This window comes from Paenibacillus sp. MAHUQ-45, assembly GCF_058133325.1.
In genome coordinates this window covers 1-25,028 of sequence record NZ_JBYUPV010000021.1, presented here as the reverse complement: position 1 = coordinate 25,028, position 25,028 = coordinate 1, and the positions used below count along the sequence as shown (strand labels likewise).

Below are 25,028 nucleotides of genomic sequence, written 5' to 3'. Positions count from 1 at the left end.
ATGATATATATAATCTCACTTTTTTTATTTTATATTTTTATTGCTTATGCATACGGAATTCTTTTTAGGACCCTTTTTAAAGGCTTTATTAAAGATATTGAAGGGATACATCTTTTGTATCCTTTCTTTGGGTTTTCTTTTTTAGTAGCTATTTCTCAACTTCTAGGAATTTTTTTGGGGGCGAAATTCTATAATCCATTCATAATTCTTGGCGGAATAATAATCTTATTTGTAGTATTGTATAATTCTCTTATTAAGAAAAATGAAATATCAATACAAAATTCAACGGAAAAACTTTACTATGCTTCTTTTTTTGGAATCGTATTTTTAATTTATTTTTTTCCTAGTTTATTTGCAGGCTTTCCTACATCTTTTGCAAGTATAAACAATGATCTTATTTTCTACTTATCCATACCAGAATGGCTAATAGAAAAGGGGTATTTTACAAATGCTATATCTGATAGTTTTCATCCGTTTTTCTCAATAGCAGAGATTCATTTTTCTAGATTTTCTAGAGTGGGAGCAGATTATTTTAATACACTTGGTATGACATTCTTTCATACGGATGCAATGCATACGTTTAATGTGATTTCTTGCTTTTTTGTTTTCTTATTTTCACTTTCGGTTTATTACACTTGCAAGTATAGTTTCCGATTATCAAATTCGATTGTATTAACGGCGGTTACTTTATCTACAATTAATACATTATTATTTTGGATGTTTACTACACAGTATATGCCTCAGATTGGAGGTAATGCATTTTATGTTCTATCAGCAGGTTTTATTTATCGGGTTATTAAAGAAAAGAAAATTAATTTAGTCGTTCCCACAAGTTTAAGTATTGCAGGACTCATAGCGGTTTATAGTGAATATACTTTGTACCTTTTAGTGCCCGCAATGATGTTTTTTGTGTTTAGTGTGTTTAAGGACTATAAGAATACTAGATTATATACTAAGATATTGTTTTACATCATGTTTCTTGCAGTTATATTCAATCCAGTAAGTACATTTATAGCGTTAAGGTACAATATCTTTGCGTATACTTCCACCCAAAACTCAGTTGGTATTGTAGAATATATACCTTTCTTTAACCAAATTCTCATGGTATTTGGATTTAAATCTTTAGATTATAGCTCTACATCTGGTTTTTATATAATAATAGGATCACTACTGTTGATTTTCGTAATAATAGGATCATTAATAGCAAAAAAAGAAATAAAAGTTTATTTGATGATTTATTCTTTATTTATAGTAGCGCTATTATTATATTTGCATTTCATTAATAAATTTCCTTATGGCTACTATAAAACGTTAATGTTTGCCCAGCCATTTGTTATATTATTGTTTTCCATTGGTTTTAATTACTTAGCAATGAAACTTAAAGCATCGAAATATCTTCAGTTGGGTATTTTGGCACTTGTACTACTTTCGAATTGTTTCCAAATAAGTAAACTGGAAAATATTATCCTCTATAAAGGACTACTTGTCACAAAAGAATATACTGAAGTAAAAGAAATAAATAAATTGATTCCTGAAGACGAAATATTGTCTATAGAAGATGTAACTAAAGATGAAGAGCATATACTTTCATTTTTGTTAAAGAATACAAATATCTCCTTTAAGAACTCTAATTCATACTTTGCTCCGTCATCTATACCAGAAGGTTCAAAGTCCAGTTATACTTTAAAAGGTAGTGGTGATATTTTAAATTATGATGGTTTTTTGATTTGGCATAATGAAAAGTTCAGTTTATACAAGGACTTCAACATATCGATGGATGAGGGCTGGCATGGTTTGGAGGATTGGAATGGTATCCCTACACGATGGACGAAGTCTGAATTTAGTCTTTCTGCTAAAGTCTTAAATACTAACAAGGTCTCTATTAGTTTCAACGCAGTTTTACCGCCAAATGTAACGGAAAGAACTATTCTCCTGTATGTTAATGGTGAATTTGTTGAAGAGAAAAAAGTGACAAGTAATACGATACTCACAACTTCAAATTTGAACATTGAATTGAACAAAGTAAACAATATTAAATTCATAGTCAAAGAAGGAGCGGTACGCGTAGGTCAAGATACAAGGGAATTGGGAATTGCAGTACAAAATATTAAGGTCTTCGAAAATTGATTTCTGATTTTATTTAGAAACTGACACAAGAACATTGCTTCCCTAGAAAAACGTACTTTTCTTTTCTAGGGAAGCAATCGGTAGTTCAGTACATCAAGTAAATATAATACAACGATAGTTGGTGTTTAATTTTGCCTAGTTCAACTGTCTCCGATAAAAATAGGAATACAATTCGTAATATCAAAGAATTCGTGAAATATGGTTTTTGGGGAGCCATAACAACAGGAATTAACCTCTTATTGTTTTTTTTACTTGAGAGGCTAGGCTTATACTATATTATTGCTAATATTATTAGCTATGTATTGGCTGTTCTAGTGAACTATATTTTAAACAAGAAGTTTGTTTTTATAACTGCTTCAAATGAAAAGAAAAATAGTAGCCAACTTCTTAAGTTTTTCGCTGTCAGACTAGTGTCATTATTTATAGACAACCTTTTGTTCTACTTAATGGTAACCATACTGAAATACGACGTAAATATATCAAGGGTTGCACTTAGTTTTGTTATTATTATTGCTACGTTTGGAGTAAATAAGTTTTTTGTATTTAATACAAAAAAAAGAGGTATTTAAAATGAGATTAAAGATATTAATTGTTCTTAATTATTATTACCCATATATAAGTGGCCTCTCTGAATGTGCCAAGTCATTAGCTGAGGAGTTGGCAAAAGAACATGATGTAACAGTTCTTACGGCTAAGCATGAAAAGAACCTTCCTGAGTACGAGGAAATTAATGGTGTTAAGATAGAGCGTGCTAATTTGTTGTTTAAAATAAGTAAAGGCTATATAAGTCTGGATTTTTTCAACAAATATTATAAACTACAAAAAGCAGCTGATATCGTTAACTTACATCTGCCAATGGCGGAAGCTGCCATTGTTAGCCATCTGACAAGCAAAGAAAAACTAATATTAACTTATCAATGTGATGTCAATTTGCCTAAATCTCTTACTAATTCTGTTATAGTTAATTTGATGGATAGATCTTCAAGGGCGAGTTTTAAAAGAGCGAAAAAGATAGTCGTAAGCTCGTATGATTATGCACAGAGTTCAAGAGTATTGCCTAAGTTCAAAGATAAATGGTTAGAGATTCATCCTACTTCATCATTTTATAAAGAATTCGAAAACTCACGAAATAGAACTAATAGGGATGCGACATACGTAGGGTTTTGTGGAAGAATTGTAGAAGAGAAAGGCATAGATATTCTGCTTCAAGCTGCTCCTATTGTAAAAGAAGCATTGCCGGATGTTAAATTCTTAATTGCAGGTGACTACACAAATGTTGCAGGTGGGAGCATATATGAAGAGTTGAAAACAAGGATTGGCTGGGATGAAACATATGTGAGTTTTTTAGGGAAATTATCTACTGACCGATTAATTGAATTTTATTATTCGCTTGACTTATTTGTTCTACCAAGCACAAACTCACTAGAAGCTTTTGGGATGGTGCAAGTTGAAGCCATGTTGGCGGGGGTTCCTGTAGTAGCCTCGGATCTACCTGGTGTAAGAGAGATAACAAGAAGGACCAAAATGGGCGAAACTGCCGCTCTAAAAGATGTGGAACAGCTTGCACAGGCTATCATTAAAGTATTAAAGAACAGGGATAGCTACATTAAGGACAAAACTCTAATTAATGAATTGTTTGGAGTGGAGAGTGCGGCTACCAAGTATATAGAGTGTTTTAATTTAATCTGATTTAGGCTATAACTCGTGTATAATGAATAGGAGACATTAAATGATATATTATTGCTTTGTTCCTTTTGTAGCATGGCTTGTGGCAGGTACTTTGAAGTATTTAATTAATAGATTTCGTTTTGGTAGTGCTGCTTATGGCTATATTGGAAATGGCGGTTTTCCAAGTAATCATACAACAGTTGTAACCACAATAACTTGGTTGATTGGTTTAAGGGAGGGGTTTGACTCACCAATTTTTGGTCTAGGCACCGCATTGGTGATGATAGTTATATTTGATGCTACTGGATTGAGAAAGTACGTAGGTCAGCATGCGCAGAATATTAACTCTCTTAATATTGATTCAGCTGTAAAATTAAGAGAAAGAATAGGACATACCAAAATAGAAGTAACCGGAGGAATTATTCTAGGTGTTTTATTGGGATATATAATATATCTTATTTAATAGGAGTGTATTATTTTGAATCATCAAGTAGCATTGGCTAAGAAAAGGACATTACTTACTAGTCTAGCAGATGTACTGGTTGAAATGCGTATTAAACAGTGGACGAAGAATTTGCTTGTTTTTGCATCTGCTATTTTTTCAGGAGCTATTTTAAATCCGACAACCTTGATACACGCTTTGTTAGCTTTTCTTTCTTTTTCCTTTATGGCTAGTACGATATATATAATTAACGATATTGTTGACGTTGAAAAAGATCGTCTGCATCCAGAAAAGCGCAATAGACGGATTGCGTCAGGTGCAATAAGCATTCCCGCAGGAATATGTATTGGCATTATCACTTTTTTAATAGCGCTTGTTTTAGCTTATTCTATTAATTACTATGTGATAGGCGCTGTACTAGTCTACTTCGCAATGAATCTTTCCTATAGTCTTTATTTGAAACATGTTGTAATAATTGATGTTATGATTATAGCTGCTGGATTTGTATTAAGAGCTGTAACGGGAGCTTTAGCAGTAGATGGCATTCTTACGTCATGGTTTGTCTTATGTACGCTTGGGCTTTCTTTGTTTTTAGCCTTGGGCAAAAGAAGGCATGAGTTGATACTTTTCAAAGATGATCCTACCAATCAGCGTAAAGTTCTGAGTTTTTATAGTGTTCAATTATTAGATCAACTCATGACTATAATTACAGGTGTATTAATTATGTTCTACTCTATGTATGCAGCATCAGAAGAATCAGCGATGATGTTTACAATACCTTTTGTGTTATATGGAATTTTTAGATACTATTACTTAATCCATATGAAAAACGCTGGAGGAAAGCCTGAAGAAATATTACTTAATGATAAGCATATTCTGGTTACAGTGGTTTTGTTCTCTGTATTAGTCGTTTTTATTAAAAAATTCACTTAATCTTTATTAAAATATTTATATTTCAGGAATTTCATGATATTGGAGGTTCTTTTATTGAAAGGCATAATCCTAGCCGGAGGCACGGGCTCTCGTCTGTACCCTTTAACAAAAGTAACTAACAAGCATCTACTTCCTGTAGGCAAGTATCCGATGATTTTTCACTCAATTTATAGACTCAAGCAGGCAGGAATTCAAGACATTCTGGTGGTTACAGGAAAAGACCACATGGGAGACGTAGTCAATCTGCTTGGGAGTGGGAATACCCTGGATGTATCCTTCACCTACAAGGTTCAGGATGAAGCAGGTGGCATAGCACAGGCCTTGGGTTTAGCAGAGCAGTTTGTGGGACAGGAACAATGTGTAGTAATTCTTGGTGACAATGTATTCGAAGAAAATATTAATCCTTTTGTTGAGAAATTTAGACGCCAGGGAAACGGTGCTAAAATTCTGATTCAGGAAGTTCCTGATCCCCAAAGGTTCGGTGTACCTGAACTACAAGGGAATAATATTATTTCAATCGAAGAAAAGCCTTCTGCACCTAAAAGTGAGTATGCTGTGACAGGGATATATATGTTTGACAGTAGGGTTTTTGAAATTATCAAGACACTTACACCCTCTAACCGTGGAGAACTTGAAATAACCGACGTCAATAATGCATACATTAAAAGAAACGAATTGACTTACGATATCCTTGAGGGTTGGTGGACGGATGCTGGAACGCATGCTTCACTTGCAAAAGCTAATGAATTGGCCAAGGATATTTTGTTTGATGAGGATTTTGGGAAATTGAAGTTATAGATAAAAGGAGGATATCCATTATGAAAGTCACTCCTTTAAAACTACAAGGCGCAAGCCTTCTTGAACCGGTGGTCCATGGCGACAACCGGGGTTTTTTTATGGAGAGTTATAACCAGCAAACAATGCATTCCATCGGTATCAAGCATGAATTTATTCAAGATAACCATTCTCTTTCAGCTGAGGTTGGAGTATTGCGAGGACTGCACTATCAATTAAACCCTAAGGCACAGACAAAATTGATTCGTGTTTTGTCCGGCGTGATCTACGACGTTATTGTAGATGTTCGCCGCAATTCGCCGACCTTCGGTCAATGGATTGGAGTTATTTTGAGTGAACATAACAAACGTCAACTCCTTGTACCCAAGGGCTTTGCCCATGGCTTCTGCACGCTCGTACCGAATACTCAAGTACTATATAAGGTAGACGAATACTATTCCCCAGAGCATGATCGTGGCATACAATGGAATGATCCTGCTTTGGGAATTGATTGGCCGGTGACCAATCCGATTCTATCCGATAAAGATCAACGTCATCCTTTACTTAAAGATGCTGAGCTTAATTTTGATTAAATATCCAACTTCATTGATTCTGTGAGAAACAGATGAATAGAATATTATTAATAATTGTATAAGAAGGTGGTCGGTTTCATGAAACTGCTTGTAACTGGCGGTGCCGGCTTTATCGGCAGCAATTTTGTAATTTACATGCTTAATCAGCATCCGGAATATCAAATCGTTAACGTGGATGCACTGACCTATGCAGGAAATCTGGAAAACCTAAAATCTGTTGAGGGCAATCCGAATTATACGTTCGTTAAAGCTGATATTACGGATGTCCAAGCAATGGATGCTTTGTTCAGTCAGGGTGTTGATGTAGTCGTTAATTTCGCGGCAGAGTCACACGTAGATAGAAGTATCCTAGAGCCGGATGTGTTTGTAAAAACGAATGTACTTGGTACACAGGTTCTATTGGACGCAGCGAAAAAATACAGTGTCACTAAGTTTGTTCAAGTGTCGACTGACGAGGTGTACGGTACGCTGGGAGCCACTGGCTTGTTCACTGAGGAGACTCCGCTAACTCCTAATAGTCCGTATTCTGCGAGTAAGGCAGGCGGGGATCTGCTGGTTCGTGCCTACCATGAAACGTTTGGGTTACCGGTGAACATCACCCGTTGTTCGAACAACTATGGTCCTTACCAGTTCCCTGAAAAGCTGATTCCGCTGATGATCTCCCGTGCACTAGCTGATCAGGCTCTACCTGTGTATGGTGATGGTTTGAACATTCGCGATTGGCTGTATGTAGAGGATCATTGCAGTGCGATTGATCTCGTTATTCACGAAGGTGTGAATGGTGAAGTCTACAATATCGGTGGCAACAATGAGCGGACGAATGTGCACATCGTGAATACTGTACTGCAGGAGCTTGGCAAACCGGACTCCTTGATTACTTATGTACAGGATCGCCCAGGACATGACCGTCGTTATGGTATCGATCCTACCAAGATCACCAACGAGTTGGGCTGGAAGCCGAAGCATACCTTTGAAACAGGAATTAAAGAGACGATCCAATGGTACTTGAATAATCGTGAGTGGTGGACCCGCATTCAGTCCGGGGAATACCAAAAGTATGCGGAACTGCAATATGGAAGTCGCTTAGGGGACTCACTATAGGCTATCTATTTCTTTCAGAGTATGCAATAACTTATAGAGCGGATCAGTACCTCTTTTAACTGGTGGGTCATGGCCTATAAGTAACTTACGGAGGTTTACAATGAAGGTATTAGTTACCGGTGCTGCTGGACAACTGGGGCAGGACGTTGTTCTATTGCTGCAAAAGGAAGGCCATGAGGTATTTGGTTGTGACCGACAAGAGATGGACATCACCGATCTGGAACAAACGGTAAAAGTGGTTGGTGACTTTAACCCTGATGCGGTTATACATTGCGCTGCCTACACAGCGGTAGACGCTGCAGAGAGCGACGTGGACGGTGCTTATTTAATTAATGCCACGGGAAGCCGTAATGTAGCTCTTGCATCTGAAAAAGTTGGTGCCAAGCTGGTGTACATCAGTACGGACTATGTTTTTGAAGGGCTGAGTTCAGAACCGTACCATGAATATGATAATACTGCACCGCGGAGCATTTACGGAAAATCCAAACGGGCCGGTGAAAATTTAGTACAAAGCTTATCCAGCAAGTATTTCATCGTGCGTACGGCTTGGGTATACGGCAAATACGGTAAGAATTTTGTGAAGACGATGCTGAAATTCGGCCAGGAAAAGCCATTACTTAAAGTTGTGAATGATCAGAAGGGTTCGCCGACATATACGGTGGATTTGGCCAGCTTTGTGCTGGAATTGATCCAGACTGAAAAGTACGGAGTGTATCATGCTACGAACAGTGGGTCTTGTACATGGTATGAGTTTACTCAGGCTATTTTTGAAGATGCCCATGATATTCTGGGGTTGGATTTCACAGCCAAGCTAGAGCCTTGTACTACAGAGGAGTTCCCGCTGCCTGCGCCTCGGCCACGTAACTCCGTATTGGAGCATCTATCTATCCGCACCAATGGATTTGAAGATATTCGGCATTGGCGTGAAGGATTAAGGGATTTCTTGCTTGAGTTAAAAGAATAACAAATTAAACTTCCGAACCGACACACGGTGCGGGAGTTTTTTTAATTTTTTCGCTATAATAGAGCAATAGTCTGTATAGTGAAAAATAAAGATTCGAGGATCCTTATGAATAACAAAACAGTTAGCGTGCAAATTGTTACTTATAATAGTGGAGAGGATATCGTAGAATGCTTGGATGCGGTGTTGGCGCAGGATTATCCTCTTGAACAAATTGTGGTGATTGATAACGCATCCGGAGATGGAACAGCGGAAAGGGTTAAGAACTATATCCTACAAAGTGGACATAGCAACCCCGATTCCTCTCATAAGCGGATACAGCTTATTCAAAATTCGGTTAACACTGGCTTTGCCCCTGCGCATAATCAGGCCATTTCTTTAACCAATACAGATTATGTTCTTGTGCTTAACCCGGATCTGACGCTGGCACCTGATTATGTTAGCAGACTGGTTGCAGATATGGCAGTCGATTCGCAGATTGGGAGTGCAACGGGAAAGCTTTTGTTAAAAGCAGATCCCAATCTGGTCGACAGTACAGGTCTCAGAATGAACAGAGCACGTCGTGCCTTTGACCGGGGGGCTGGAGAAGCGGCTGCAAACTGGCAGGAATCTGGTCCAGTATTTGGCGTATCGGGTGCCGCTGCGATGTATTCCAGGAGAATGATAGATGATATAAGCGTAGGCGGCGAGTTTTTTGATGCGGACTTTTTTGCATATAAGGAAGATGTAGATGTAGCCTGGAGGGCGCAGTTGCTGGGCTGGCAAGGTTACTATGATGCAGAAGCTCTTGGATATCATGAGCGTGGCTGGAAGACTTCCGGGAGAAGTGGGAAATCGATGTTCATTAGGCGGATATCGTATATTAATAGATATAAAATGATGTATAAAAATGAACACAGCCGCAACTTGCTGGCAACCGTACTCATATCATTACCCTACGAAATTGCCGCACATGGATACATGCTTCTTAAAGAGCCTGGGTTATTTAAAGCATGGAAGTCCTTTTTCTCGCAGCTGCCGGCTCTTAAGGAGAAGCGTAAGGCGGTGCAGCGTAAGGTGAAGGACAGGGCAAGATGAATATAAGAAAGTAACAACAATATAGGATATCTTATACAAAACCTCCCTGCCAAGGCCACGCCTTTCTTGGAGGTTTTGTGTTATACTATTTGTCGAGAGATTACTATATTTGTCAGGAGAGTAATAGCATTGAGTGTGGATGTAAGTATATTGATTGTTAATTACAACACCTGTCGCCTGACGATGGACTGTCTAAGGTCGGTATATGACTCGGAGACGAAGTTTTCCTATGAGATTATTTTAGTAGATAATAATTCCCATGATGGGTCAGTAGAGACCATTAGTAGGGAGTTTCCGAACGTTACCTTGATAGCTAATGGGGAGAATACAGGATTCGCTAGGGCCAATAATCAGGGCATGGAGATTGCTACCGGACGCTTCGTACTGTTGCTGAATTCCGATACGGTCGTGCGTAAAGATACGCTGGAGACGATGATTTCCTTTATGGATAGTCGCCCAGACGTTGGGGCTTCTGGCTGCAAAATCATTTTGCCCGACGGATCACTGGATAAGGCCTGCAAACGTGGTTTCCCTACACCTTCGGCCTCTTTTTATTATGCCTTTGGCTTCAGTAAGTTATTTCCAAATAATCCTCGCTTCAACGGTTACCAGTTGGGTTATCTGGACCCGGATAAGAATTATCCTGTCGATTGTCTGGTTGGCGCGTTCATGCTGCTCCGGCGGGAGACGATTGAACATGTCGGCGGTCTGGATGAAGAGTTCTTTATGTATGGAGAGGACTTAGACTGGTGTTACCGCATCAAGGCAGCAGGATGGAAGATTTATTACTATTCCCAGACCTCTATTATCCATCTTAAGGGCGGTAGCGCACGTCGCAGACCATTCAAGATTGTGTATGAATTTCATAGAGCAATGATTTTATTTCATCGTAAGCATTATCGCCAGCAGTACAACAGTATGATTAATGGAATGGTTTATGCCGGAGTGGGTCTCAAGTTTGTTTTATCGCTGGTGCGGAACGCCATGATATCACCTAGAAAAGTACCTCTTCCAGCTCAGAGTCTGTCGGCTGCCGGCGATGCCGGTACACGCACTGAATCGAAAGATGAGGTGAGATTATGATTCGCCGTAATCAACAATTTTTAACGCAAATGTATATGGTTGCAGACTTTGTGGTCATACAGATGTCTTTTCTGGCGGCCTGGTGGCTGAAATTCAAGAGCGGATGGATGGAATATGAGAACCCGCTGCCTGTAGAGTCTTATGCTTACTGGAGTATGATCTATGGCGTTATTGCCGTATTGATTGGGGTTTTAATATCGCTTTATTTACCGAAGCGTAAGAAACGTTTTGTCGATGAATTCATGAAGATTTTTCAAGTGCATGTGATGGCGCTTTTCATCATGCTTGGTCTCATGTTCTTCGTCAAGGAAATCAATATTTCACGTACTTATCTGGCACTCTACATGAGCTTTAATCTGCTCTCCGTCATGTTCTACCGCTATTTTGTCAAATCCATGCTTAAATCCATTCGCGAAAAAGGCTTCAATCGTCAATACGTACTTATTCTAGGTGCCGGTACACTTGGCAAAAGGTTCTACAATAATCTGGAGCAATACCCTGAACTGGGCTATGAGGCTGTAGGTTTTCTGGATGATTACCATACCTGGGACAGAATCGAGGAACAGCGCTACAAACCAATCCTGGGAACGATAGACCAGTTGTCCGGGATGTTGGAGATGTTGCCTGTGGATGAGGTGATCCTGGCGCTGCCGCTGGATGCTCACTCGAAGTATCCCTCAATCATTGCCGCTTGTGAAAAAGCAGGTGTACGTACACTCATCATTCCTGATTTCTTCGATTATTTGCCGGCCCGGCCATACTTCGATAATTTTGCGGGCATGCCGATGATCAATGTACGGGATATTCCGCTGGATATGGCAGGCAACAAGCTGGCCAAACGAATGTTTGACATCGTGTTCGCGCTGTTTGCGATTGTGATGATGCTGCCGGTAATGCTGATTGTTGCGCTTGGTGTGCGTCTCACCTCACCTGGTCCGGTTATTTTTAAGCAGGAGCGGGTGGGACTGAATCGCCGTAACTTTATGATGTACAAGTTCCGCTCCATGAAGATGCAGGTGGATACCGGAGAAGATACCGGCTGGAGTACACGCGAAGATCCGCGTAGAACCAAGTTCGGCACCTTTATCCGCAAGACCAGTCTGGATGAGCTGCCACAGTTCTTTAATGTTCTTCTCGGCCATATGAGCGTTGTGGGTCCGCGCCCGGAGCGGCCATATTATGTACAGCAGTTCCGTGATGAGATTCCAAAGTATATGGTGAAACACCATGTGCGTCCCGGTATTACAGGCTGGGCTCAAAGCAATGGATTGCGTGGCGATACCTCGATCGAGGAGCGCATTAAGCATGATATTTTCTATATTGAGAACTGGTCACTGCTGTTCGATATTCGAATTATATTTAAGACGATTCGTAACGGATTTATGAATAAGAATGCCTACTAAACCAAACGCCTGGTGAACGTATGAGAGATACCCCGTTTTGCCTCCGGCAAAGCGGGGTATTGTGTTTAAGCTTCTCCAATCTTACTACTAAAAGGAAACTTTTATATGAATAAGAAAAAGAAGATAATGGCTTCTGTAATCATGATTTTGGCACTAGGACTCTTAGTTATATTCGCACTTGGACAGAAACAGGAACAGCCGGCCTCGGGCTTTGCCGCTCACCGGGTCGTTGCTCATGCGATGGGCGGAATCGGGGGACATACATATACTAATGCTTTTGAAGCTTTTATAGCGAATTATGAGCAGGGCACCCGAGTTTTTGAGACGGATCTATTGTTAAGTACGGATAATCAGCTCATTGCCAGACACGAGTGGACGGCGAATATGAGCAAGCTGCTGGGTCAGACCGAAGTCCTTTCGTCCGATAAAGTAGGGGCTCCGCTAAGCCACGATGAGTTTATGAACAGCCCGATAATGAATATCTATTCTCCATTGGATTTAGAGAAGATTCTGGATTTGATGCAGCACTATACAGATGCGTACATAGTTACGGATACCAAGGAGTTTGATTCCGGGTTAATCATGGAACAATTCGAGATGCTGACTGAAGCGGCCCGGACAAGAGATTCCGCATTATTGGAGCGGATCGTTCCCCAGATTTACAGTCGTGCTATGCTGGATGAGCTTAACAATATTTACATGTTCCCCACGGTAATTTATACCCTTTATAACTCCAAGGATACAGATGCTGAGGTCCTTGAATTTGTGCAAAACAATAAGGTGGATATAACAATGCCAGCTAGCCGGGCGAGCAGAGATTTTGTGCAGAAGCTCAAAAAGGCGGGGGCGCGGGTATACGTTCACACCGTGAACGAGGAAGATCAGATTGTGAAGCTGTCCCGTATGGGTGTAGACGGATTTTATACTGATTTTGTGGCTGAGAATGATCTGAACCGGATCAAGGGACTGCGCAGCAGTCTGTAGTCTTTCATATGGTAAAAAAGCGAAAAAATGTTCGTATTTTTTACCTGCTTTAAATTGACACCCCCCTTCCCGCTGGCATAGACTAGAGTTATATCTTTAGCGGAGGCAGGGGGGATTTTGTCCTGCCTAAATGACTGATGAGGGATGGAAGAACATGAGAGCAGTGCAGCAGATGATCAAGCCGTGGCGGCATGTATTCAAGCTGGATCCGGACCGTGAGCTGGGGGATGGAGAGCTGGAGGCATTATGTTTGTCGGGAACGGATGCCATAATCGTAGGGGGCTCTTCAGGGGTCACTTATGAGAATACTGTGGACCTGATGTCGAGAATCAGACGCTATGCGCTGCCTGTAGCCTTGGAGGTATCGGATTTGGAGGCGGCTGTCCCGGGATTTGATCTGTATCTGATCCCTATGGTGCTTAACACGCCGGATCCGAGCTGGATTGTGGGTCATCACCGCCGGGCGATTGAACGCTACGGCTACTTGATCCCTTGGGATATGCTACTGACTGAGGGTTACATTGTGTTGAACGACAATTCTACTGTGGCTAGACTTACAGAAGCTGATACGGAGCTTCAAGCTGAAGAAGCTGCAGCCTACGCACAGGTTGCGGACAAGCTGATGTCCCTGCCTGTGGTGTATCTGGAGTATAGCGGTAGATTCGGAGAGGTGGAAACTGTGCGGACCGTACGGGAGACAGTTGAACATAGTCAGCTCTTTTATGGCGGAGGAATTACATCCGAAGCAGAAGCCGTGCAGATGGCAGCGCTATGTGATACGGTTGTGGTCGGCAATATCATCTATCAGGATTTACAGCAGGCACTGCTGACGGTTCAGGCGGTAAAGAATACAGGGCAAATGCATTTTGAGTAGTCGTTATAGAGAGAATTACTCTGAAATGCAATTCATATGAATGAAGAAAGGAGCATGTTATACATGCAACCTGTTAACATACAAGACGCCGTAAGTCGGCTCAATCCTCCGCAGCGACAGGCTGTGGAGGCTACTGAAGGACCACTGTTGATCATGGCTGGCGCGGGCAGCGGCAAGACGCGGGTGCTGACGCACCGAATTGCGTGGCTGATTGCGAACCGCAAGGCGCCGCCTTGGGCGATTTTGGCTATCACCTTTACGAATAAAGCGGCGCGGGAGATGCAGGAACGTGTATCCAAGCTTGTCGGGCCGGAGGGCCGCGACATTTGGGTCTCGACCTTCCACTCCATGTGCGTACGGATTTTACGGAAGGATATCGAGCGGATCGGCTTTACTTCCAACTTCTCTATTCTGGATTCCACAGACCAGTTGTCGGTGATTCGAAATTGTATGAAGGAACTGAACATCGACACGAAGAAGTTCGAGCCGAAGGCTGTTCAGTCAGTGATTAGTACGGCGAAGAATGAGCTGGTAACCCCGGCCCAGTATGAGCAGAAGGTCGGCGATTATTTTGAAGGATTGATTGCCAAGGTCTACACGATGTACCAGAAGCGGTTGAAGAGCAACAACTCTCTGGATTTTGATGATCTGATCATGGCTACGATTCAACTGTTCAAAGAAGTACCGGAGGTTCTGGATTTTTATCAGAAGAAATTCAAGTACATTCATGTGGACGAGTATCAGGATACGAACCGTGCGCAGTATATGCTGTGCCGGATGCTGGCTGACAGCCATCACCGGATTTGTGTAGTCGGCGATAGTGACCAGTCGATTTATCGCTGGCGCGGCGCGGATATCACTAACATTCTCAATTTTGAAGAGGATTACCCTGAAGCGAAAACTATCTTGCTAGAGCAGAACTATCGTTCCACCTCCAATATCCTGAATGCCGCCAATGGTGTCATCGCGCTCAACACTGGACGCAAGCCCAAAAAGCTGTGGACGGACTCTGATGAAGGGGCGAAGATTAAGGTTTATCGCGGAGACTCTGAGCATGATGAGGGGTATTTTGTCACCGGAGAAATCAGCAAGAATGTGAAACAAGGTCAGGCTTACCAGAATCACGCGATCCTGTACCGGACGAACGCCCAGTCCCGGGTAATCGAGGAAATTTTGATTAAGTCGGATATTCCCTATCAAATCGTGGGCGGCATCAAGTTCTACGACCGTAAAGAAATCAAGGATATTTTGGCGTATCTGCGCCTGTTGTCTAACCCGGATGATGATATCAGCTTAACACGGATTATCAACGTGCCGAAGCGCGGGCTAGGGGATACGACCGTTGGCAAGCTTGCCGCTGCTGCAGCCGAACGTGGCGTATCGATCTTCCGTGTCCTGGAGACGGTGGACGATCTGGGCTTTGCCGGACGCACCAGGAATGCGCTGGTGGAGTTCTACGATATGATCGAAGCGCTGCACCGGATGGTAGAGTTCCTGTCGGTGACTGAACTGACCGAGAAAGTGCTGGAATTGTCGCAATACCGTCTGGAGATGCAAAATGAGAACACGCTTGAATCCCGCTCCAGACTGGAGAATATCGACGAGTTCTTGTCTGTAACGATGGAGTTTGAGAAAAATAATGAGGACAAGTCGCTCGTCTCCTTCCTGACAGACCTTGCGCTGATCGCGGACATTGACAGCATGAATGATGAAGAGGAAGATCGCAGCGATGCGGTGGTGCTGATGACGATGCACAGCGCCAAGGGGCTGGAGTTCCCGACAGTGTTCATTGTCGGGATGGAGGAAGGTGTCTTCCCGCATAGCCGGGCCTTCCAGGACAATGATGAACTGGAAGAGGAGCGACGGCTGGCGTATGTCGGCATTACCCGCGCCGAGAAACAGCTGTTTCTCTCCTGCGCGCGGGTGCGCACGCTCTTCGGACGGACGACGGCCAACCCGCCGTCCCGCTTCCTGGAGGAGATTCCAGAGGAGCTGAAGGAAGATACCGCCCCAGCCTCCCACGACCGCTTCCGCCGCGGCGGGACGGAAGTGGGAGGAGCCTATGGCGGCCGCGGCTTCGCCAGCGGCGGCCGGGGCAATTTCGGCGGCCGAGGCGGGGCCGCCGGATCTACGCCGAATGCCGCAGGCTTCGGCGGAAGCACGGCCACGGCCGCTGCTGGCCAGGGCCGTGTGACCGTGACCTCCGGCGGGGCGAAGCCCTCAGCCGGAGCAGGGGCTTCAGGGCCCGCCGATTTCAAGGCGGGCGACAAGGTATCCCACGGTAAATGGGGCATAGGCACCATTGTGTCCGTCAAAGGCACCGGCAACGATACGGAGCTGCAGATTGCTTTTCCGGCGCCGGTGGGCGTGAAACGGCTGCTGGCCGGCTTTGCGCCGATCGCCAAGGTGGAATAGATCGGCTGCGATTAACGATTGTCTTTTTGGACGACGCTAATCATAGGACACTTATTGACGGAGGGATATACCTGTATGGATGTTATGCATACAATGGAAGAGCTCGTAGCAGAGCTTCACAAATATAACTATCATTATTATACGCTCGACACACCGCTCGTTAGTGACAAAGAGTACGACGTTCTCTATGACAAGCTTGTGGCGCTGGAGGCAGAGAGCGGTATTGTACTTCCCCATTCACCAACACAGCGGGTGGGTGGAGAATTGCTCAAGGGCTTTACACCGCACCGCCATCTGGCCCCCCTGTGGAGCTTGGACAAGGCGCAGAATATTGAACAGCTGCGGAGCTGGAATGCCCGCGTACTGAAGCTGGTCAATGATTATAACACCAAGAACCCGGATACCCCATTGCCAGACCCGTGTTATGCTGTTGAGCTCAAATTTGACGGGCTGACGCTGAATCTGACGTACCGTAATGGTGTGCTGGAGCAAGCTGCCACGCGTGGCAACGGGGTGACAGGCGAGGGCATTCTGGCCCAAGTGAAGACGATTAAGTCGGTTCCGCTGACCATCCCGTTCAAGGAAGGCCTGATTGAGGTGCAGGGCGAGGGAATCATGAATCTCTCGGTGTTGGCCGATTATAATACCCGGGCAGCCGAGCCGTTGAAGAACGCCCGTAATGGCGCGGCGGGTGCACTGCGGAATTTGAATCCTAAGACGACAGCCGAGCGACGTCTGAATGCCTTTTTCTACAATATAGGCTATTCAGAGGGAGTGCAGTTTAGCGATCATCAGGAGATGATGGACTTCCTGCGGAATAATCAGTTCAAGGTGAACCCTTATGTGACTTACTACGACAAATTTGACGATGTGACTGAGCAATTGGCAGAGATCGAAGAAAAACGCTCTTCTCTGGACTACCTCATAGACGGAGCGGTGATCAAGGTCACCGATTTCCGGATTCGGGAAGTGCTCGGCTATACAGACAAATTTCCACGTTGGGCAGTTGCTTACAAGTTCGAGGCAGAAGAGACAACGACGATTCTCGAATCCGTCAGCTGGAATGTGGGACGGACCGGCAAAATCACGCCGTTGGCGCGAGTTGAGGCGGTTGAATTGGCCGGGGTTACTGTCCAGAACTGCACACTGAACAATGTGGGCGACATCGAACGGAAGAACCTGAAGCATGCACTGGGCACAAGAGTCTTCATCCGTCGTTCTAATGATGTGATCCCGGAGATTTTGGGCAAAGTGACCGAGGAGAGCGACGGTGGGGAGATTATTTTCCCGGATAAATGCCCTGCTTGCGGGTCTACGCTGGAAATGCGCGGTGCGCATCTCTTCTGCAACAACAAGCTGGACTGCAAGCCACAGATCGTCAGCCGGATTACGCATTTTGCTTCACGGGATGCCATGGACATTGAGACCTTCAGCGAGAAGACAGCAGGACAGCTCTTTGAGGAGCTAAGTGTTCGCCAGCCGGCTGATCTCTATGGTCTGACCTTCGAGCAGCTACTAGGGCTGGAGCGTTTCGGTGAGAAAAAAGCTCGCAATCTCCTTCAGGCATTGGAAGATAGCAAGGGACGGGATTTGGCCTCCTTCCTGTACGCGCTAGGTATCCCTAACACAGGGAAGGCAACGACGCGTACCTTGGCCGATCATTTCCGCGATCTGGAAGCAGTGATGAAGGCGACAGCCGAAGAACTCGCTGAACTGCCGGATATTGGCGGTATTGTGGCTGAGAGCATCGTAGGATTCTTTGCTGATCCGTTCGTGCTGGCAGGGATTGATCGTATGCTGGCGCTTGGCGTTGAGGCGAAGGCTCCGGAAGCACCGCGTGTGGTAAGTACGGATTCCTTCTTTAGCGGCAAAACCGTTGTTCTTACGGGTACACTGCATAAGCTGACACGCGACGAAGCGGCGGAACGTCTGGAAGCGCTGGGAGCGAAGGTCACCGGAAGTGTCTCCAAGAAGACGGATCTGGTCATTGCCGGCGAGAAGGCAGGCAGCAAGCTGGCCAAAGCCCAGCAGCTCGGCATTCAGGTCATTGAGGACGAGGAAGAACTGATTCGGCTGTTGGAAGGCTAGAATTACAGTGCAATAAGTGTTGCGGCTCAGGCTCAGCATAAATATTATAGATCCCGGTTAATTTGCATAGGCGAATTGGCCGGGATCTTTTGTTAGAATAAGGAAGGAACGTTAACAAAAGAACTGGAAAGGATGTTCTTTCTGTGAGACCTGAGACAATATTGCTGGTAGACGATGAGAAAGAGATCGTGGACCTGCTGGATATCTATTTTCGCAACGAGGGCTATCGGCTGCTTAAGGCTTATGATGGACTGGAAGCACTGGAGTGCCTGAACAATGAAGAGGTGGATCTCATTATTCTGGATGTGATGATGCCAAAGCTGGATGGCGTTGCTGCCTGTATGAAAATACGACAGGAACGGAACATGCCGATCATTATGCTGTCCGCGAAAAATACCGATATGGACAAAATCGCCGGACTCAGCATCGGTGCTGATGACTATGTGGGCAAGCCCTTTAACCCGCTGGAGCTGGTAGCCCGGGCCAAATCGCAGCTGCGTCGCTATCATAAACTGAACACAGGCAGTCCCATACGTCGGAATGAGAATGAACTGGTGTTTGAGGATTTGATCATCGATACGGCCAAACATGAAGTCAGTGTGGATCGCCGCAAGGTCAAGCTGACTCCCCGGGAGTTTGCTATTCTGGAGCTGCTAGCGAGGCATCAGGGTCAGGTGCTCAGCATGGAACAGATTTATCGCAATCTCTGGAATGAGCCTTTTCTTGACGGAGGCAATACAGTAATGGTACATATTCGCAATATCCGTGAAAAAATCGAGCTTGATCCCAAACAGCCTCGTTATGTGCAGACCGTATGGGGCATTGGTTATAAACTGGACGGGCCGTCCTGATCGGCCGGAGGTGATTAATTTTGAACTCCAAATATATCAGTACAATCCGCTGGAAGTTTATATGGGCTTTTCTGCTGAGTGTATTCTCGGGCGCTATCCTGCTCGCAGCATGCTATCAGTTGGTGAACTCCATGGTGTATTTGAATCCGGCTCCGCCCTCTGCACCGTACTCCTTGATCCTGAAATGGATTATTAACCATATCGGTTCAGCTCCGCTTATGGCGGCGGCCGGAATCATCAGCTTTTTGCTATTCTTCTTCATCTATACCCGTAAAATCATTTCTTACCTCGAAGAGATCACCAAAGGCATCCAACAAATCACCAAGCTAGGGGAGTCACACCGGATTGAAGTAAGGTCAGGGGATGAACTGGGTGTGCTGGCCGAGAACATCAACATCATGTCCGATCGTCTTCAGCATTCCCTGCTGGAAGAGCGCAAAGCGGTAACCGCCAAGAACGAGCTGATTACCGGTGTATCCCATGATCTTCGTACTCCGTTAACCTCTGTGTTAGGCTATCTGGAATACATTGAGCAGGACCGCTGCCGGGATGAGACAGAAATGCGTTATTACGTAGGCATTGCTTATCAGAAATCGCTGGTGCTCAGAAAGCTGATTGATGATCTCTTTGAATACACACGGGTGAACAGTGGTGGCTTGCCATTTGTTCTGGCCCCCCTGGATCTAAAGGCATTCATGCGGCAACTCACAGAGGAAGCTGTTCCCGCACTGACTGCGGCCGGTATGAAATATGAGATTGAAGACGATACCGAATCGCTATGGATACTAGGAGCTCCGTATGAACTGGTTCGTGCTTTTGATAATCTGATCACCAATGCAATCCGCTATGGTCGTGACGGCAAGAAGCTGGAGATTGGACTGAGCCGGGAGGGTAATGAAGCCGTGGTGCGAGTTAGCAATTTCGGAGAAATGATAGCGGAAGGCGATCTTCCGTATATCTTTGAACGCTTTTATCGGGCGGAGCGCTCGCGTTCACAGCATACCGGCGGTTCCGGATTGGGGCTGGCGATTGCCAAGGGGATCATTGAACTGCACGGGGGTGTTATTTTGGCCGTAAGCAACAGGCAACGTACGGACTTTATCGCCCGTATTCCGCTTTCACAAGGGTAGCTTTTGTCCACCTTCTCGTTTATTTCTTCAGCAAATCTTAAGAAGTTATAGAGCCATTCTTAAGATTTGCTCCTTATCCTTGTGTCAGAGGGAAATACCCCCTTCTGAAAGGAGGAATTGGATTGAGGAAGCGGCGTACTGTGAGGTTGGTATATCTATATATTTTTGGAGGAAGCACACTCTTGAGTGCTGCTTTTCTTTTTGTGTTATATCGAATGTTTGTATGGATGTATTCCCGTCACAGCCCGGATTCGGGGGCTTTAGTTGTAACGTTGGCTCATTGGATTATCAATCATATTGGAAAAGCTCCCTTTGCTGCCATGCTATTTGTGCTGGTATTCTCGGGGCTCTTTTTGCTGCGCTCGCAGAAGCCGGCACAGGATATGCAATCACTGCTTCAAGCAGCCGAGCAGCTCGCCAATCACGGTTCTTTCACGGAACTGAAGGTGTTGTCCGCGGGGGAATTACAGGCATTAGCCGGACATCTGGAGCGGATAAATAGCAATAGGAGAGGCTTTGACCCACATCTTGTTACAGGGGATTTCGCTCCCAACCCGGCTTCTATTTCACCCTCGGTGCTGACCACCGAAGAAGTCATGAAAATGATCCTCAGGGTTAAAGCTACAATTCGATGTCTTGATGAGGCGGAAGCCGCGGGGGATGACAGTAGTGCTATGCTTGGTTTTCTCGTAATAGCCAGGCAGGAGGCAACCGCAATGGAGCAGGCTCTGGAGCGCCTGATTACTGGGTCATGAGTAGTTCGCTGGAGAGGAGACCCGATGAGAGCTTCTATAGAAGGATTCATTGGTCCAACATGCGTGCTAGGGTTATGCGCATCCTGTACCTGTTGTTTGATCTTGGGGTACTTGCTGTCCTGCTGATGTTAGCCGGTCTTGTGTACATTCATGAATATGGAAGCACCGTAGTTAGTCGTTATCCTGACAAGCTGATTTTACCGGAGTCCAGTGTAATGCTTGCTGCGGATGGGTCCTTAATGCGCAGAGTTCCTCTGCCTGGGTCTGGTTACAGGAGTTCCCTACAACTTGCAGAGGTGCCGAAGCTATTGACTGCTACGTTTTTGGCGGTGGAAGACCGCCGTTTTTATATCCATGAGGGACTGGACTACAAAGGAATACTGCGGGCACTGGTAACCAATGCAACGAATATGGAAATAGCTGAGGGCGGGAGCAGCATCACCCAGCAGCTGGCCCGGAATCTGTATCTGAACAGGGATAAGAACCTCTTACGTAAGGTGAACGAGGCGTCTATTGCCTTGGAGCTGGAGAGGCGTTTGTCCAAAAGCGAGATTCTGGAGTTGTATCTCAACCAGTTGTATATGGGCCGAGGTCAGTATGGAATCAAGGCTGCCGCAGAGCGGTACTTTGGCATTACCGATCTGAAAAAGCTCGAGATTTGGCAAATTGCTACGCTCGCAGCGATTCCTAAAGGCCCCTCGATCTATAATCCTGTGGATGATCCAAAGCGATCTGCTGAAAGACGGGAGCTTGTTCTGCGCATCATGGAGCAGCGAAGTTTGATTTCTCATGCACAGATGAATACTGCTTTGCTTCATAAGTATCAGGCTCCATCAGTGGAATCGCAGCTTTCGGCTGTCGGGATATCGTATGGCGATGCCGCGCTTCAGGAAGCAGCCAGGCTAACCGGCAAGTCTAGAGAAGAATTGCAGAGTGGCGGCTATACGATTGTTACTGCCATGAACGTGCAGGTTCAGAGCGTGCTTGAGAAGGCCTTTTCGCAGCCTAATTCTTTTCCTCCAGATGGGAAGGACCGACAAGTGGAAGCGGCTATGGTAATTATGGATCATCACAATGGTGAGGTAGTAGCGCTTATGGGAGGGAGGGAGCCTAAGGAAGGGGGGCTGAACAGGGCGATTATGGATGCCAGACAGCCGGGGTCTTCTTTTAAACCAATTATCGATTACGGACCTGCGCTGGAAAGTGGGAAATTTACTCCTGACAGTCTGTTGTCTGATCAACGGGCGGCCTATGGAAGCTATCAACCGGAGAATCTGAACGGGAATTACCGTGGACAGGTAACTATGCAGACAGCGATCAAGCAATCCATCAATGCACCAGCGGTGTGGCTGTTGCAGCAGGTAGGTATAGGTCAGGCGCGTAAGTTTGCGACTAAGCTTGGTATTGAATTAACAGAGGAGGACAATAATCTCGCAATCGCACTTGGTGGCCTGCATAAAGGCATTTCTCCGTTAAAAATGGCCCAGGCCTACAGCGTGTTCGCAAACGGAGGGAAGTACAATGAAGGTCATCTTGTACGGATGGTGAAGAATGCCCGTGGGGAAGTCATCTATAAGTACACGTCAGCTTCACCTCAGGTCATCTCGCCAGTTACAGCAGACAGGATGACCACAATGCTTCGGAGTGTAGTTAATGAAGGTACCGGAAAAAAGGCTCAGATGAACCGCCCAGTTGCAGGAAAAACCGGGACGACCCAATTGGATCTGCCTGGGGTGAGTCGTAAGGGCAATCGGGACCTCTGGTTTGTCGGATACACCCCGGAATGGACGGGAGCGGTATGGATTGGTTTTGACCGGACGGATGAGCACAATTATATGACGGCAGGCAGTGGGACGGCGGCAGCGCTCTTCTCCAAGATCATGTCCCAAGCCTTGGCGAAGACTGGAAAATAAGAAAAAAGCTCATCGGTCCTCAAGTAGAGAACGGATGAGCTATCTAATAGGGGAGGAGACTTACTCCGCCGCCCATTCCTCCAGCTTGTTGTCACCTGGGAGCAATAAAGCCAATAATCCCAGCAGAGGCAGGAAGCCGCAGGCCACAAATACTTTTGAAATCCCGATCACATCAATAAGATTCCCAATCACGAGTGAGCCGATGCCACCAAGTCCAAATGCAAGTCCGGTGATTAGTCCAGATACGGTCCCGATATTGCCGGGATACAGCATCTGCGCATAAATGACGGTAACCGAGAAGCTGGACAGAAGTACGAAGCCGCCAATCAGCAGCAGCACTGCAGCCCAGAAATGACTGACGAAAGGTAGAGCCAATGCAAATGGAACCGTGCCTACCATGGAAAAGAGAATCAAATTACGCCGCCCGAAACGGTCTGCCAGCGGTCCCCCAAAGAATGTACCTACAGCTCCGGCTGCCAAGTACATAAAAATATACACCTGTGCACTATCCAGAGACATCCGGTATTTATCCATTAAGTAGAATGCATAATAACTGCCGATGGAAGCCCCGTACCAGGATCTCACGAATACCAGGAAGACAAGAATGATCGTTGCGTTCCGGATGCTTTTGCGCCTTGCAGGGTCCATTAGCTTGGCTGTGGATTTTTTACGGAACGTATATCCGGAATTCAGCATTTCCCGATACCAGCGAGCTACATAGGTCTGCACGGCGATTCCTGCGGCGGCAACGATAGTAAAGCCGAGGGCGCCTATTTGCCCGAAAGGAATGAAGATCCACTTCGTCAGCATGGGTCCAAGCGATTGCCCGGCATTGCCCCCTACCTGGAAAATGGATTGGGATAGTCCCTTGCGAAGTCCTGCGGCCATATGGGCAACACGCATACCTTCCGGGTGAAAGGCAGCGGATCCGAATCCGACAAGAACAACTGAAAATAGCACGAGTATATAGTTGTTGGCATAGGCCAGCAAAAAGACCCCGGCAAACGTACAGCACATCCCGAGCGGGAGTAGAATCGGGCGTGGCTTGCGATCGGCGGCATAGCCGATAACAGGCTGAATGACCGAGGAAGTTACATTCAAGGCGAACGAAATCCAGCCGATCTGAGCAAAGGAAAGCAGCAAGTTATCTTTGAGAATCGGGAAAATCGCCGGAATGACTGCTTGAATAGAATCATTAAATAAATGAACAAAACTTACAGCGAGTAGAATGCGGTAAATCGTGGCCTGTTGCATATTGCGCTGCTCTGCAGCCGGGAGGCCTGGCTTAGGGGCAGCGGTTGTTGAATTGTTTTTCATTATGGCTCCTCTCCATATGTGTGATAGGGTTCTTTTTTATGTTTACGATAGATCCTATTTTAGCCATATGCAATGGATTATGGGAAACAATTTGTGCTGTAGGGGGGAGAAATATACGTGTAATAGATTATTTTAAGAAAAGTATTGCAATCATTCGATTCCCATGGTATATTATCTCTTGTGCTTATGAGACATCGCTTAACGGAAACGAGAGCGTTGAAAAAATAAGTTGACAAGAAATAAAGAAACATGATATGATCTAATTCCTGGTTCGGACGAGAGTCATTAACGAACTGGAGCAAGTTCTTTGAAAACTGAACAAATGGAACACGTTGATTTAACAAGATTCATTTAATGAATCGTCAGTTTCAAAATGAGCAATCGCTCTTTTCGATAAGTTTTCGGATGGTTATTTTCTCGGAGTAATTCGAGGAAGTGAACACTCGAAAAAACCTATTTGGAGAGTTTGATCCTGGCTCAGGACGAACGCTGGCGGCGTGCCTAATACATGCAAGTCGAGCGGAGTTGATTTGAAAGCT

General features: G+C 45.0%; 21 protein-coding genes and 1 rRNA gene. 21 read left to right on the top strand and 1 reads right to left on the bottom strand.

Going from position 1 to position 25,028, the window contains the following annotated elements:
* From AC3Y23_RS27865 to AC3Y23_RS27770, 20 genes are all read left to right on the top strand, one after another.
* The gene (locus AC3Y23_RS27865; RefSeq protein WP_379205305.1) at nt 1–2,127 is read left to right on the top strand and encodes a hypothetical protein; all 2,127 of its coding nucleotides are present in this window, start codon (nt 1–3) and stop codon (nt 2,125–2,127) included.
* Between the two features lie 191 nt (nt 2,128–2,318).
* On the top strand, nt 2,319–2,696 hold the full coding sequence (locus tag AC3Y23_RS27860) for a GtrA family protein (protein ID WP_379205303.1): 378 nt from the start codon (nt 2,319–2,321) through the stop codon (nt 2,694–2,696).
* A 1-nt stretch (nt 2,697) separates the two neighbouring features.
* A complete protein-coding gene (locus tag AC3Y23_RS27855; RefSeq protein ID WP_379205301.1) occupies nt 2,698–3,816 on the top strand; it encodes a glycosyltransferase family 4 protein in 1,119 nt (372 codons plus the stop codon).
* 40 nt (nt 3,817–3,856) lie between these two features.
* Nucleotides 3,857–4,258, top strand: a complete 402-nt coding sequence (locus AC3Y23_RS27850; protein WP_379205299.1) for a divergent PAP2 family protein — start codon at nt 3,857–3,859, stop codon at nt 4,256–4,258.
* 15 nt (nt 4,259–4,273) lie between these two features.
* The gene (locus AC3Y23_RS27845; protein WP_379205296.1) at nt 4,274–5,170 is read left to right on the top strand and encodes a decaprenyl-phosphate phosphoribosyltransferase; all 897 of its coding nucleotides are present in this window, start codon (nt 4,274–4,276) and stop codon (nt 5,168–5,170) included.
* A gap of 54 nt (nt 5,171–5,224) precedes the next feature.
* Complete coding sequence (locus AC3Y23_RS27840; protein WP_379205293.1) at nt 5,225–5,968, top strand: sugar phosphate nucleotidyltransferase; 744 nt, start codon at nt 5,225–5,227, stop codon at nt 5,966–5,968.
* Nucleotides 5,969–5,988: 20 nt separating this feature from the next.
* Nucleotides 5,989–6,537, top strand: coding sequence for a dTDP-4-dehydrorhamnose 3,5-epimerase (gene rfbC, locus AC3Y23_RS27835; protein ID WP_379205291.1), 549 nt, complete (start codon nt 5,989–5,991; stop codon nt 6,535–6,537).
* A gap of 78 nt (nt 6,538–6,615) precedes the next feature.
* Entirely contained in the window at nt 6,616–7,638 is a 1,023-nt protein-coding gene (rfbB, locus tag AC3Y23_RS27830) for a dTDP-glucose 4,6-dehydratase (protein ID WP_379205289.1), read from the top strand.
* A 100-nt stretch (nt 7,639–7,738) separates the two neighbouring features.
* Nucleotides 7,739–8,602, top strand: a complete 864-nt coding sequence (gene rfbD, locus AC3Y23_RS27825) for a dTDP-4-dehydrorhamnose reductase (RefSeq protein WP_379205287.1) — start codon at nt 7,739–7,741, stop codon at nt 8,600–8,602.
* Between the two features lie 105 nt (nt 8,603–8,707).
* A complete protein-coding gene (locus AC3Y23_RS27820; RefSeq protein WP_379205285.1) occupies nt 8,708–9,676 on the top strand; it encodes a glycosyltransferase family 2 protein in 969 nt (322 codons plus the stop codon).
* Nucleotides 9,677–9,811: 135 nt separating this feature from the next.
* Entirely contained in the window at nt 9,812–10,759 is a 948-nt protein-coding gene (locus AC3Y23_RS27815; RefSeq protein WP_379205369.1) for a glycosyltransferase family 2 protein, read from the top strand.
* Complete coding sequence (locus AC3Y23_RS27810) at nt 10,756–12,162, top strand: undecaprenyl-phosphate glucose phosphotransferase (protein WP_379205282.1); 1,407 nt, start codon at nt 10,756–10,758, stop codon at nt 12,160–12,162. Before AC3Y23_RS27815 ends, AC3Y23_RS27810 begins: the two co-directional genes overlap by 4 nt.
* Before the next feature lie 105 nt (nt 12,163–12,267).
* Nucleotides 12,268–13,146: a phosphatidylinositol-specific phospholipase C/glycerophosphodiester phosphodiesterase family protein gene (locus AC3Y23_RS27805; RefSeq protein ID WP_379205280.1), complete on the top strand. Its 879-nt coding sequence runs from the start codon at nt 12,268–12,270 to the stop codon at nt 13,144–13,146.
* Between the two features lie 130 nt (nt 13,147–13,276).
* Nucleotides 13,277–14,020 (top strand): heptaprenylglyceryl phosphate synthase, encoded by a 744-nt coding sequence (gene pcrB, locus AC3Y23_RS27800; protein WP_379205278.1) that lies wholly within the window; start codon nt 13,277–13,279, stop codon nt 14,018–14,020.
* Nucleotides 14,021–14,083: 63 nt separating this feature from the next.
* Nucleotides 14,084–16,435 carry a DNA helicase PcrA gene (pcrA, locus tag AC3Y23_RS27795; RefSeq protein WP_379205276.1) on the top strand — a complete coding sequence of 784 codons (2,352 nt, stop codon included), beginning with the start codon at nt 14,084–14,086 and terminating at the stop codon, nt 16,433–16,435.
* A gap of 75 nt (nt 16,436–16,510) precedes the next feature.
* Entirely contained in the window at nt 16,511–18,523 is a 2,013-nt protein-coding gene (gene ligA / locus AC3Y23_RS27790; RefSeq protein ID WP_379205274.1) for an NAD-dependent DNA ligase LigA, read from the top strand.
* 143 nt (nt 18,524–18,666) lie between these two features.
* Nucleotides 18,667–19,374, top strand: a complete 708-nt coding sequence (locus tag AC3Y23_RS27785) for a response regulator transcription factor (protein ID WP_379205272.1) — start codon at nt 18,667–18,669, stop codon at nt 19,372–19,374.
* A 20-nt stretch (nt 19,375–19,394) separates the two neighbouring features.
* Nucleotides 19,395–20,504, top strand: a complete 1,110-nt coding sequence (locus tag AC3Y23_RS27780; protein ID WP_379205270.1) for a sensor histidine kinase — start codon at nt 19,395–19,397, stop codon at nt 20,502–20,504.
* A 215-nt stretch (nt 20,505–20,719) separates the two neighbouring features.
* On the top strand, nt 20,720–21,259 hold the full coding sequence (locus AC3Y23_RS27775; protein WP_379205268.1) for a hypothetical protein: 540 nt from the start codon (nt 20,720–20,722) through the stop codon (nt 21,257–21,259).
* Between the two features lie 59 nt (nt 21,260–21,318).
* The gene (locus AC3Y23_RS27770) at nt 21,319–23,172 is read left to right on the top strand and encodes a transglycosylase domain-containing protein (protein WP_379205266.1); all 1,854 of its coding nucleotides are present in this window, start codon (nt 21,319–21,321) and stop codon (nt 23,170–23,172) included.
* A gap of 60 nt (nt 23,173–23,232) precedes the next feature.
* Here the strand turns inward: AC3Y23_RS27770 and AC3Y23_RS27765 are convergent, their stop codons facing one another.
* The gene (locus AC3Y23_RS27765; RefSeq protein ID WP_379205264.1) at nt 23,233–24,489 is read right to left on the bottom strand and encodes an MFS transporter; all 1,257 of its coding nucleotides are present in this window, start codon (nt 24,487–24,489) and stop codon (nt 23,233–23,235) included.
* A gap of 454 nt (nt 24,490–24,943) precedes the next feature.
* Between AC3Y23_RS27765 and AC3Y23_RS27760 the strand changes: the two genes are divergently transcribed.
* Nucleotides 24,944–25,028, top strand: a 16S ribosomal RNA gene (locus AC3Y23_RS27760); the annotation flags it as partial.

Bases quoted from the DNA above. Each gene is read 5' to 3' on its own strand.
- AC3Y23_RS27865 (WP_379205305.1), top strand. From the start codon at position 1: ATGATATATATAATCTCACTTTTTTTATTTTATATTTTTATTGCTTAT.
- AC3Y23_RS27855 (WP_379205301.1), top strand. From the start codon at position 2,698: ATGAGATTAAAGATATTAATTGTTCTTAATTATTATTACCCATATATA.
- AC3Y23_RS27850 (WP_379205299.1), top strand. From the start codon at position 3,857: ATGATATATTATTGCTTTGTTCCTTTTGTAGCATGGCTTGTGGCAGGT.
- rfbC (WP_379205291.1), top strand. From the start codon at position 5,989: ATGAAAGTCACTCCTTTAAAACTACAAGGCGCAAGCCTTCTTGAACCG.
- rfbB (WP_379205289.1), top strand. From the start codon at position 6,616: ATGAAACTGCTTGTAACTGGCGGTGCCGGCTTTATCGGCAGCAATTTT.
- rfbD (WP_379205287.1), top strand. From the start codon at position 7,739: ATGAAGGTATTAGTTACCGGTGCTGCTGGACAACTGGGGCAGGACGTT.
- AC3Y23_RS27820 (WP_379205285.1), top strand. From the start codon at position 8,708: ATGAATAACAAAACAGTTAGCGTGCAAATTGTTACTTATAATAGTGGA.
- AC3Y23_RS27810 (WP_379205282.1), top strand. From the start codon at position 10,756: ATGATTCGCCGTAATCAACAATTTTTAACGCAAATGTATATGGTTGCA.
- AC3Y23_RS27805 (WP_379205280.1), top strand. From the start codon at position 12,268: ATGAATAAGAAAAAGAAGATAATGGCTTCTGTAATCATGATTTTGGCA.
- pcrB (WP_379205278.1), top strand. From the start codon at position 13,277: ATGACTGATGAGGGATGGAAGAACATGAGAGCAGTGCAGCAGATGATC.
- pcrA (WP_379205276.1), top strand. From the start codon at position 14,084: ATGCAACCTGTTAACATACAAGACGCCGTAAGTCGGCTCAATCCTCCG.
- ligA (WP_379205274.1), top strand. From the start codon at position 16,511: ATGGATGTTATGCATACAATGGAAGAGCTCGTAGCAGAGCTTCACAAA.
- AC3Y23_RS27775 (WP_379205268.1), top strand. From the start codon at position 20,720: ATGTTTGTATGGATGTATTCCCGTCACAGCCCGGATTCGGGGGCTTTA.
- AC3Y23_RS27770 (WP_379205266.1), top strand. From the start codon at position 21,319: ATGCGTGCTAGGGTTATGCGCATCCTGTACCTGTTGTTTGATCTTGGG.
- AC3Y23_RS27765 (WP_379205264.1), bottom strand. From the start codon at position 24,489: ATGAAAAACAATTCAACAACCGCTGCCCCTAAGCCAGGCCTCCCGGCT.